Raw genomic sequence first — 10,209 nt, forward strand, 5'->3', positions numbered from 1 at the left:
CCCTTGCCCCCATGGAGCGACCCAATGCGAGTGAGAATTTCATTGCCAAGGTGGTTGCTGAGGCGGGGCCAGCGGTGGTGAGTATTGATACTCTACGACTGGGCCGCAGTGGGGAGGATCGTTTTCTCGATCCTTTCCTAATGCCAGATGTGCCGGTGCGCCAAGGTCAAGGCTCTGGGTTTATCTTTACGCCCGATGGCAAAATCATGACCAATGCCCATGTGGTGGAAGGGGCTAGCGCCGTGCGAGTCACGCTTCCCGATGGTCGCCAGTACGATGGCAAGGTGCTGGGTGCTGATTCCCTGACGGATGTGGCGGTGGTGCAAATTAATGCCAGGAATCTGCCCACGGTTCAACTGGGGAATTCCGACACCTTGAAGCCCGGTGAGTGGGCGATCGCCATCGGCAACCCCTTGGGGCTGAGTAACACCGTCACTGCTGGGATTATCAGTGCCATGGGGCGTGCCAGTAGTGAAATTGGTGCTGCCGATAAGCGCGTGAGCTTCATTCAAACGGATGCAGCCATTAATCCGGGAAATTCCGGGGGGCCACTCCTGAATGCCGCCGGTCAAGTGGTGGGGGTCAATACGGCGGTGATTTCCCAAGCGCAGGGCCTTGGCTTTGCCATTCCCATCAATACGGCCTATCGCATTGCTGAGCAAATTATTACCACGGGTGGCGCTCAGCACCTCTACTTAGGCATTCGCATGGTGCCCCTAACTCCAGAACTGGCACTACAAATCCGTGAACAACAGCCCAACTGGACCTTGAACCGAACCCAAGGCACTCTGATCATTGGCGTTGCCCCCAATTCGCCAGCGGCAAAAGCGGGTCTGCAAGCGGGAGATTGGATTGCCAAAGTTAACGACATTAACCAACCCACCCCGCAACAAGTACAAAGCGTTGTTGAGCAAACGAAACTCGGGGAGAAAATTACTTTGGAGATTCAACGGGGCGATCGCCGGCAAACCATGAGCCTTAAACCAGAGCCAATGCCGCCGGAATTGTATCCCTCCTCTCAGCCAGAATAAGTTACCAGAATAAGTTAGTGAATAGTGGGGCTACAGTAGTGCCACTTTTCCTGCAAACCGGCGGCCGCAATAGCTGAGGCACCCGTTAAAACCCGTTAAAAATGGGGTAAACCCGATGGAGAACGCTGGGAAGCCTGTGGCTGGGGAGGGCGGCAAGGATTTGAGCAACCATAGGAAAATTCCCAATTAGGGGATGAGTACCACCTTCCCCTGCACCAAGCGTTGGCTGAGATAGCGGTGGGCATCGGCGGCAGCACCGAGGGGGAAGGTTTTATCCACAACAACCCGGAGCTCGCCGCGATCCACAAGGCTGGCCACCTGCTCTAGGATTTTGCCTTGATGGGCAAGGGCCTCCCGCAGGCCCATGAGTTGAGGGGTGAGCATCAGCGTGAGCTGAATCAAGAGGTTGCGTTGGCGGGCAATTTTCCATGGGGTATCGGCTGCGGGTTCCAAGAGGGTAGCGAGGGTGCCGTAGGGACGCACCGCCTTGAAGGTCTCGGCAAAGGTGGCACCCCCAACGGTATCAAGGGCAAGATCAACCCCCTTGCCGTCGGTCCAATCTAAAACCGCTTGCACCCAGTCGGTTGTTGTGTAGTTAATGGCGAGGGTTGCCCCCAAAGCTTCTGTAAATTGAGCTTTTGCTGGCGAACTGATGGTGGTGGCCACTTGCGCACCTGCGCGCTGCGCTAATTGAATGGCCAGATGCCCCACCCCGCCCGCGCCGGCGTGAATGAGAACGGTTTTTGCGGTAGAGAGGACATTCAACGCTGGGACTGCCCCGCGATCGCCCAAAGCTTCCCAAGCGGTAATGACGGCCAAGGGCAAAGCGGCTGCCTGAATAAAGGAGAGGGTTTTGGGCTTGTGGGCAACAGCAGCTTCCGGCACAACTGCATACTCGGCGTAACAGCCGCCGCGATCGCCCAAGCCGCCATAGCAGAAATAGACTTCATCCCCTATGCGAAAGCGCTGTACTGCCGCACCCACAGCCACCACTACACCGGCACCATCACAGCCGAGAATCGCTGGCCGGCGATCGGGAAAAAACGTGCCCCGCTGTCGTAGCTTAGTATCAATGGGGTTGACACTGGCTGCCCGCAGTTGAATTTTCACCTCATCGGCAGCTTCAATCTGCGGCTCGGGCACCTCCCGTAGCACTAAAACATCGGGCTCGCCAAACTCAGTGATGGCAATGGCTTTCATGTTTTGGCTGGCTGGGAAAGCATCTCAGGACGAAATAACGCCCCTATTGTACTCCATCAACTCCACCGCCAAAGAACCCCCTCAAGGGGGAGTCATTGCCAACCCCTCCAGCACTGGTGGCTCCATTTTCAGCTGGGAAAGACTCCCTGCACAGACCCCCCTAGGCGGTAGGCTGGGACTACTATAAGCACAATCCCTTTGCAAGCATCTAGTCCAGATCATTATTTTGTTTTTGTAAAATTTTAATTTTAGATCCGCGGTTGCTCGGGGCGTAATCTCTCTCTAGGACCGGGTTTCCAGCAAATTCAAGCACCTCTAAATCTACCCGCAACTGTCCTAGGGCTGACAGCGTCGGGCCTTGCTAAAATCTTGGAGCAGAGAGAATATTTTTGTCTAGAGATGCTTGATCGACCGCCGTTGGGCACGCGATCGCCGCCGCAGGGGGAAGCCTCTATACTAGGATGTTGACCCTCTGGCCATTTGGTTTGCCCCATGAGCTTGCTCCAAGTCACTGATGTCTATGCCGGCTATATTCCCGATGTGGATATTTTACGGGGGGTTAATTTTCGCCTCGAAGCCGGGGAGCTCGTGGCTGTCATTGGCCCCAATGGCGCGGGAAAATCCACATTAGCAAAAACCATCGCTGGTTTGCTGACGCCCCGCCTTGGCACAATTACCCTTGCCGGAGAAGATATCACCTACCTGCGGCCTCACGAAATTGTCAAAAAAGGTATTGGCTACGTGCCGCAAATTGCCAATGTGTTCCGCTCACTCACCATTGAAGAAAATCTGGAGATGGGGGCCTTTACCAAAACCGGCAACCTCAAGGCCCTCAAAGAACGGGTCTATGACACCTTTCCCCGCCTGGCGGAGCGGCGACAGCAACGGGCCGGTACCCTTTCCGGGGGCGAACGGCAAATGTTGGCCATGGGACGCGCCATGATGCTGGATCCCCAAATTATGGTCTTGGATGAGCCCTCTGCTGCTCTTTCCCCAGCGCTGGTCAATGATGTCTTTGCCAAAATCAAAGAAATTAATGCCCAGGGCACCGCTATTATTCTCGTGGAGCAAAACGCCCGGAAAGCCCTTGCCATGAGCGATCGCGGGTACGTCTTAGAAATGGGTAAAGAGCGCTATGAAGGACTGGGCAGCGAATTACTCAATGACCCCAAAGTGGGAGAACTTTACCTCGGAATTGTGCGGGCACAGCCTTAGGGCGCTGGGCTAAAAATGGCCGTTTCAAGGGCAATCAGGCTTTTTTCTAGATCATCATTGACAATTTGCACATCAAATTCTGGGGCAGCAGCAATTTCAGTTTCCGCTTGAGCTAAACGGCGGGCGATCGCCTCCTCACTGTCTTGGCCACGGCTGCGCAGGCGGTGTTCCAGTTCTGCTAAAGATGGCGGCAAAATAAAGATGTGACGCGCTTGGGGATAGGATTGGCGCACTTGACGTGCCCCTTGCAGTTCAATTTCGAGGATCACGGTTTTCCCTTGGGCAATGAGTTGAACCAGGGGGTGGCGCGGTGTGCCGTAGTAATGACCTGCAAACTCCGCCCATTCCAAGAGTTGCCCAGCGGCAATCATGGCCTTAAATTCTTCTACAGAGACAAAATAGTAATCCACCCCTTCAACCTCTGTGGGACGCGGCGGCCGGGTCGTGGCCGAAACCGAAAATGCCAGTTCGGGATGGCGTTGCCGCAGTTGCCGTAGGAGCGTTCCTTTGCCGACACCACTGGGGCCAGTAATCACAATGAGTTGCCCGGGCTGGGGCGTTGCACTGGTCATAACTGCATAGGTGAGAAACTTTTTAATCCTACTGTGTTTGCTTAGAGTTTTATCATTAAGGCAACGTGGTTGAGGCATGACCGTGAAGATTCATTTGCCCACTGAAAGTGACAATGTCCGCATTGAAATGCTGCCCCTGATTGATGTGGTCTTTTGTATTCTCACGTTCTTTATTTTGGCGGCGGTGAGTCTGACGCGGCAGCAGGCGATTACGTTGAATCTGCCCCAAGCCAGCACCAGTCAAGCCCAGTCGCAAAAGATGCTGGTGGTGAGCATTGATCCGGCAGGGCAACTCTTTGTGGATAAAGACCCAGTCGACCGCAGTGAACTCTATCAACGCTTGGCCACATACTTGAAAACCAATCCCCAGGGCATGGTAATTTTGCGGGCGTCGCAGGTGGTCAGCTATAACGAAGTCATCCAAGTCTTGGATCTTCTGCGATCCCTAGGGGGCAATCGGGTGGCCTTGGCCACTCAACCCGTTGAACAGCCGGTGCTCAGCACGGAGACCCGCCCTACCCCCCTCCCCTCGCCGCCGGCTAACGACCAACCCATACCCGCCAATCCCTAGGGCGTTACCGTGGAACCGATTTCCAGTATTCCTGTGGCCCCGGTGGGCTTTCGCTCTGGCTTTGTGGCCTTAGTGGGTCGTCCCAATGTCGGTAAGTCCACGCTCTTCAACCATCTGCTGGGACAAAAGGTAGCCATTACCTCCCCTGTGGCGCAAACCACCCGCAACCGCTTACGGGGCATTCTGACAACGGCAACAGCGCAATTTATCTTTGTGGACACACCGGGCATCCATAAGCCCCACCATCGCCTTGGGGAAGTGCTGGTGCACAATGCCAAAGGTGTTCTCAAGCGGGTGGATGCGATTGTCTTTGTGGTGGATGCTGCTAGTCCGCCGGGTCGGGGCGATCGCTACGTGGCGGATCTCCTGACAACGACTCCATCGCCCGTTCTTATGGCCATCAATAAAATTGACCTGCTGCCAGCAGCGGAGCGAGAACAGCGGCAACAGGACTATCAAACCCTTGGCCCTTGGCCGGCCTATCCCTGCTCAGCACTGACTGGAGAGGGAGTTGGTTTGCTGCAATCGGCGATCGCGGCGCAGTTGCCCCTTGGTCCCTATTACTATCCACCGGACATGGTTACCGATCAGCCGGAGCGATTCATCATGGCAGAATTAATCCGTGAACAAATTTTGCACCACACCCGCGAGGAAGTCCCCCATTCAGTAGCCGTAACAATTGAACAGGTGCAGCAGGTGCGCAACCTCACTCATGTGCACGCGGTGATTTATGTGGAGCGTCCAACGCAAAAGGCTATCATTATTGGCCAAGGGGGTCAGTTGCTCAAACAAATTGGCACCGCTGCCCGCCAAGAAATTGAAACCCTCATTGGTGGCAAGATCTATCTAGAACTGTTTGTCAAGGTGCGCCCCCGCTGGCGACAGGATCGGTTGCGCTTAGCGGAGTTGGGCTATCGCATTGAGAAGGATTGAGAACATGGAGACAGTATTGCGAGTCGGTGTGGCAGGGCCCGTGGGTTCAGGTAAAACCGCTCTTGTGGATGCTCTTTGTAAAGCCTTGCGCGATCGCTATCGCCTCGGGGTCGTGACTAATGATATTTACACCCAAGAGGACGCTCAGTTTTTGGTGCGTTCCCAAGCCCTTCCCCCAGAGCGAATTCTTGGCGTTGAAACGGGGGGATGTCCCCACACTGCCATTCGGGAAGATGTTTCCCTCAACCTAGCGGCCATTCAGCAATTGGAAACAGCTCTTCAGCCTTTGGATCTGATTTTTGTTGAGAGTGGCGGCGATAATTTGGCTGCGACATTTAGCCCGGAACTGGTGGATTTAACGATTTACGTGATTGACGTGGCTGCTGGCGATAAAATTCCTCGCAAGGGCGGGCCTGGCATTACCAAGTCGGATTTATTGGTGATTAATAAAATTGATCTTGCCCCCTATGTGGGTGCTGATTTAGAGGTGATGAAACGGGACACCCTAAAAATGCGGGGCGATCGCCCCTATGTGATGACAAACTTGAAAACTGGCCTTGGGCTAGATCAGGTGATTGCTTTTCTCACATTCCACCTGGCAGCCTAAATATCATCACATGGAATTTGACCCAATGCACAACAAGTCACTGGTCATCATCACTGGCACTGCAACAATTTGCCCCTTAAAATCGTTCTATCGGTGTTGACAGCTAGGAAGTATGATGAACTACCCATGGTTCTCACGGTTCTCATGCCCTTATTTGCCGCTCTGGTTCGACCTACGATGTGCTTACCGCAAAGCACGTTGTCAATTGTAGGGATAATTACCGTGTGATTCCTATCAGGAGGCCTACGCCTGATTTCAATGGGATTAAATTTTTGCCGATACAGAGCCGATACAGATTTAGCTGTTGTGGAATTCACGAGCCCAAAAACCCAAAAAAAGACTATCCGGTAGCTACGCTAACAAACTCTAACTTTGCCAAGAAAGGGTCACAGGTCTGTAGCGCTGGATCGCTGCAGCCCTGGGGCAAGTGAGTTCCTATTCATTGCCTGTTCAATTGCGAGGATTGAGTGATATGGCGATTCAAGGGGGGAGCCGCCCCATTGCTGTGCTCCTCAGTTTGGCAGTGGGCATGATTGGAGCGATCGCCCATGCCTCTTGGGCAAGTTATCGTCCACCTGCAAACATTGGCCGCCCCGGTAATCGTGAGGGAGCCGCAACGCGAATTGCCCGTCCCATGCTGCTGCGGGAGAGTACCGGTAGTACCGAAAGGTGTCTGACTGAGCCAAAGCAAACCGTGGTTGCCCTCGTGCCCAAGGATAACAATGGCCTCAGCAGCACATCCACCCCCGCCCTCTATAGCTTCATTCCCGCCAATAGGGGAGCCGCCCTAACCCTGACCCTGCGGGATCCCCAAGGTACAGAAGTCTATCGCCAAGAGCGTCCTGCCCCCACAGCAGCGGGCATTATTGGCTGGCCCGTGGAGAATGTCTCCCTCAAAAACGGTGTGGATGACCAGTGGCAACTGACTCTCACTTGCACCAATGGCACCACGGCCCTCAAAACTGTCAGCTGGTTGCGACCGGTGCCCTTATCCCTCAGCCAACAGCAGCGAATTGTCCAAGCTAAAGATGTAGCGGATGCCTTTGCCGTGGCAGGCTACTGGTACGATGCCCCCTCAATCAACTTGCTCAACAACGCCTAGCGCAGCCGGAGAATGCCCAACTCCAGCAAAAATGGCAAGCCCTCTTACCGTCTGCCCCTGTTCAGTTGACCAATGTGGCGAATCAACCCCTCCTTCCCTGGCCATCCCAGCCCTAGCTCCCTAGGGAGAGACTTGCCAGCCACTCGTAGAGGTCAGGAATATTGGCATTGGGTTGAAGGAGATCCTCCTTCATGCGCATGAGTGCCTTGGCCAAAGGTTGGGCGCGATCGCGATACTCTGCGACACTGGCCAGCAAATCTGTAAACACCTGTTCTTCGATCTGGGCGCGAGGGGGTGGCTCAGCCGTTGCATCACGGTAGGTTTCATAGGCCACAGGGGTTGCGGCAAACCCCAGTCGAAAAATAAAAGCCTTAGCTGCCTCTTGTAGTTGCCCTTGGAGCGATCGCACAGACAACTCACCGCGCTCAAAGCCCACTTCTCCTTTGAGGCTGACTTCAACAATCGCCTCTGCCATGTCTGACTGATGCCGCTGCACCAATTGCTGGAGTCGGCTCTCCACCTGGCTCACGGTGTCACTGGGGGTGAGAGTAAGGGTGTAGCGATGGATGGGACGCTGCCAATAGTCGCGCTTGAGTTCCGCCTGGGGTGGTCCCTGATCAAGGCTGACCAACAGTACTCCCCGTGGATTTTGCTGCTGATTTTCCTGAATCGAATTGGCCTCAACGGAGCCGGGATTAAAGATCCAGTCCTCAACGGCATAGTGGCGATGGATATGCCCTAAGGCCAGGTAATCCACACCCGCTTGGCGCAGGGGTAGGAGTTCGTTGTAGCGCAATGCCCCTTGGTAGCGGGAGACTTGCCCCTCAAGACCGTGGTGAAAGAGCAGAATCGTCGCACCAGCAGCGGGGGGCAGTGCCTGAATTTGGCTAGCAAGCTGTTGAATGGCCCGGGGGGCACTGGCACCATACCACTGGGAACCAATTACGCGCACACCACAGGGAAGATCAATATACCCACCCCGCACTGTTTCTGTATCCCAGGGCTGGAGAGCACCTGTCTCGTCGGGTTCCAAAAGATAGAGGTAGTCCTTTTCGCAGAGGTAGCGTAGCCAATTGGACTTGACACCGTAGGGGCAGTTGTCGTGGTTGCCCTCAATGGCGAGCACTGGAATTCCCGCCGATCGCACCTTATCAAGGACGTATTCCGCCTGATTGAGAATGCCGGGGGTAATCATCCGCTCCTCAAAGAGATCACCGGCAATCAGAACAAAATCGACCCGTGCCTCGATGGCGTAGGTTTCCAAGGCACTGTCAAAGGCACGGAAAAAGTCCAGCATGCGGCTGGGGTTGTCTTGGCGATATTTGTTGTAGCCCAGGTGGACATCGGCAACATGCAGAAACCGCACCATTTGACCCTGTCTCCTAGGGACGATCGCTGGCAAGTTGGGCAAGGCGGACTGCCCAATTGGGATAGGCCTCTGCTGCTTGATCGGTGGCTACCACTTCCACAGTGCGATAGCAGGCCACGGGCAAGTTTAACAAACTGGCCAGAAATGCAGCTAAATCTTCACGACTCAGAAAACCCGTCAGGCGATCGCCTTGATCCAGGCGCAGTTCTTTGCCGCCGGGCTGATCCGTCAGACCACAGGGACGGACAATCGTATAGGGAAGACCACTTTGGCGCAGCATATTTTCCGCTGCTAGTTTCCACGTCAGGAGGCCCCCCAATTGTTTGTTGTATTGAACCGCCAAGGGCTGTCCCTTAACATCAAGATTTGCTTGCTGCGGACGGGTAACCCCGGCAGAACTGACCTGAATAATGCGAGGTAAGGGCAAGCCCCCATAGGCTTGGATGAACTCTATCTCAAGCCTGAAGGAGCCGGGGCGAAAGTGAGGGTTGAGGGCACCGTCATACTCAAACTTGCTCAGCATCAGTTGCAGTGAGTAAATTTGCCCCACATTCAGCGGCGGGGCATTGGTGGCCGTGCGTGCCCGAAATACAGGGATAAAGTGGCTAAAGGGCAACTCAACCGTGATCCACTGATCGGCCGCCGTATCAAAAGAGATGGCATAGCCGACGCCATCCCAAGCGGGGTCACTGCGTAGGAAAAATTTATAGCGCTGGCCATCGCCGCGAACCCGTAGTTGAATGCCCGTATATCCTTGGAAATTGAGCGGTGGGGTGAGGTTGCGGGTGCGAATCGAGACAAAGCCCCCAGAATTTTCTGTAGAAACCACCCCTGTGAAGAGAGCACTGTGATCCTTGAGGTAAAACTGGCTGGCACTGACGCCGCCCATGACCACATCATCAAGGGCACCCCAAACTTCCTTCAGAGGCGGCGTGGGATAGCGATAGTCAAAGAGAGGATAGGTGTTGGGTTGACTTTGAAAATAGGGTTGGGCACGTTCCAACAGATGCCGCATCCCCTCAAATTCAACGGCCTCTGGGCTAGCACCGACAATTTCAAGGCCCGGAGGTGGCGCGTTGGGATTGGGCTGTACCTTTGCCCCGACACAGTTGATCACCGCTCGACTCCCCTGCAGGAGATCCGCAGGCAAGGGCTGAGTCACATCGGCAACGACAATCTCTAAAAAGGGGTCTGGGGGAAGCCCACTTTCAGCCTTGGCGCGATCGCGCACCACTGCCCGCACAGCATAGCCTTGACCCAAGAGGGTTTTCACCACGGCTTGACCGGTTCGACCCGTTGCCCCCATAACCACCACCAGGCCACTGCCCCGATAGGCGGGCGGCTTGAAGAGATCCGGTAAAAGGGGGGACAGCACGGGGCGCAGAGGCTCCAGCGTTCCTACAAAAGGTAAGGTTTGAAAAAAGCGCAGTGTATCGAGAAAGCGACCAAGTTCCCAGTTATTTGCCATAGAGGGGCACCACGCTTGACCAGTGGGGGAATTTTTCCCCTGCCCTTAGTGTATCGTGCCACTGTTGGGCTGCCCATGTCAGCAAAGCCCGGCCATAGTCGCTGAGATGGGGAGGGCGCAGGTGTTTGGAGGGGTGGGGCC

General features: G+C 55.0%; 11 protein-coding genes. 7 read left to right on the top strand and 4 right to left on the bottom strand.

What is annotated here, in order from left to right; translation table 11 throughout:
* Window positions 1–1,031: trypsin-like peptidase domain-containing protein (locus H8Q75_RS06330; protein WP_297040934.1), on the top strand; the 1,031-nt coding region annotated here is incomplete at its 5' end.
* 186 nt (window positions 1,032–1,217) lie between these two features.
* On the opposite strand, the gene H8Q75_RS06335 is transcribed toward H8Q75_RS06330, so the two are convergent.
* Entirely contained in the window at window positions 1,218–2,231 is a 1,014-nt protein-coding gene (locus H8Q75_RS06335; RefSeq protein ID WP_297040935.1) for a zinc-dependent alcohol dehydrogenase family protein, read from the bottom strand.
* Between the two features lie 492 nt (window positions 2,232–2,723).
* On the opposite strand from H8Q75_RS06335, the gene H8Q75_RS06340 reads away from it, so the two are divergent.
* Window positions 2,724–3,446, top strand: coding sequence for an ABC transporter ATP-binding protein (locus H8Q75_RS06340; RefSeq protein ID WP_024125539.1), 723 nt, complete (start codon window positions 2,724–2,726; stop codon window positions 3,444–3,446).
* On the opposite strand, the gene gmk is transcribed toward H8Q75_RS06340, so the two are convergent.
* Window positions 3,443–4,018, bottom strand: coding sequence for a guanylate kinase (gmk, locus tag H8Q75_RS06345; protein ID WP_024125540.1), 576 nt, complete (start codon window positions 4,016–4,018; stop codon window positions 3,443–3,445). The two genes, H8Q75_RS06340 and gmk, sit on opposite strands and share 4 nt — an antisense overlap.
* A gap of 76 nt (window positions 4,019–4,094) precedes the next feature.
* Here gmk and H8Q75_RS06350 point away from each other — a divergent pair, with 76 nt between their 5' ends.
* The 5 genes from H8Q75_RS06350 (at window position 4,095) to H8Q75_RS11965 (ending at window position 7,347) form a co-directional block, all read left to right on the top strand.
* Window positions 4,095–4,589, top strand: a complete 495-nt coding sequence (locus H8Q75_RS06350) for a biopolymer transporter ExbD (protein WP_024125541.1) — start codon at window positions 4,095–4,097, stop codon at window positions 4,587–4,589.
* 9 nt (window positions 4,590–4,598) lie between these two features.
* Window positions 4,599–5,522, top strand: a complete 924-nt coding sequence (era, locus tag H8Q75_RS06355) for a GTPase Era (protein WP_024125542.1) — start codon at window positions 4,599–4,601, stop codon at window positions 5,520–5,522.
* A 4-nt stretch (window positions 5,523–5,526) separates the two neighbouring features.
* Window positions 5,527–6,129 carry an urease accessory protein UreG gene (gene ureG / locus H8Q75_RS06360; RefSeq protein ID WP_024125543.1) on the top strand — a complete coding sequence of 201 codons (603 nt, stop codon included), beginning with the start codon at window positions 5,527–5,529 and terminating at the stop codon, window positions 6,127–6,129.
* Between the two features lie 472 nt (window positions 6,130–6,601).
* Entirely contained in the window at window positions 6,602–7,231 is a 630-nt protein-coding gene (locus tag H8Q75_RS06365; protein WP_041429226.1) for a DUF928 domain-containing protein, read from the top strand.
* On the top strand, window positions 7,189–7,347 hold the full coding sequence (locus H8Q75_RS11965; RefSeq protein ID WP_162147205.1) for a DUF928 domain-containing protein: 159 nt from the start codon (window positions 7,189–7,191) through the stop codon (window positions 7,345–7,347). Before H8Q75_RS06365 ends, H8Q75_RS11965 begins: the two co-directional genes overlap by 43 nt.
* Here H8Q75_RS11965 and H8Q75_RS06370 read toward each other — a convergent pair.
* Together H8Q75_RS06370 and H8Q75_RS06375 are read right to left on the bottom strand one after the other, a co-directional pair.
* Window positions 7,344–8,600 (bottom strand): DNA repair exonuclease, encoded by a 1,257-nt coding sequence (locus H8Q75_RS06370; RefSeq protein WP_024125544.1) that lies wholly within the window; start codon window positions 8,598–8,600, stop codon window positions 7,344–7,346. The two genes, H8Q75_RS11965 and H8Q75_RS06370, sit on opposite strands and share 4 nt — an antisense overlap.
* 13 nt (window positions 8,601–8,613) lie before the next feature.
* A complete protein-coding gene (locus H8Q75_RS06375; RefSeq protein ID WP_024125545.1) occupies window positions 8,614–10,068 on the bottom strand; it encodes a CIA30 family protein in 1,455 nt (484 codons plus the stop codon).
* Window positions 10,069–10,209: the final 141 nt, after the last annotated feature.

It is taken from the genome of Thermosynechococcus sp. OHK43 (assembly GCF_014466085.1).
Lineage (GTDB): Bacteria > Cyanobacteriota > Cyanobacteriia > Thermosynechococcales > Thermosynechococcaceae > Thermosynechococcus.

Bases quoted from the DNA above. Each gene is read 5' to 3' on its own strand.
- ureG (WP_024125543.1), top strand. From the start codon at position 5,527: ATGGAGACAGTATTGCGAGTCGGTGTGGCAGGGCCCGTGGGTTCAGGT.
- gmk (WP_024125540.1), bottom strand. From the start codon at position 4,018: ATGACCAGTGCAACGCCCCAGCCCGGGCAACTCATTGTGATTACTGGC.
- H8Q75_RS06350 (WP_024125541.1), top strand. From the start codon at position 4,095: ATGACCGTGAAGATTCATTTGCCCACTGAAAGTGACAATGTCCGCATT.
- H8Q75_RS06340 (WP_024125539.1), top strand. From the start codon at position 2,724: ATGAGCTTGCTCCAAGTCACTGATGTCTATGCCGGCTATATTCCCGAT.
- H8Q75_RS06370 (WP_024125544.1), bottom strand. From the start codon at position 8,600: ATGGTGCGGTTTCTGCATGTTGCCGATGTCCACCTGGGCTACAACAAA.
- H8Q75_RS06375 (WP_024125545.1), bottom strand. From the start codon at position 10,068: ATGGCAAATAACTGGGAACTTGGTCGCTTTCTCGATACACTGCGCTTT.
- H8Q75_RS06335 (WP_297040935.1), bottom strand. From the start codon at position 2,231: ATGAAAGCCATTGCCATCACTGAGTTTGGCGAGCCCGATGTTTTAGTG.
- H8Q75_RS06365 (WP_041429226.1), top strand. From the start codon at position 6,602: ATGGCGATTCAAGGGGGGAGCCGCCCCATTGCTGTGCTCCTCAGTTTG.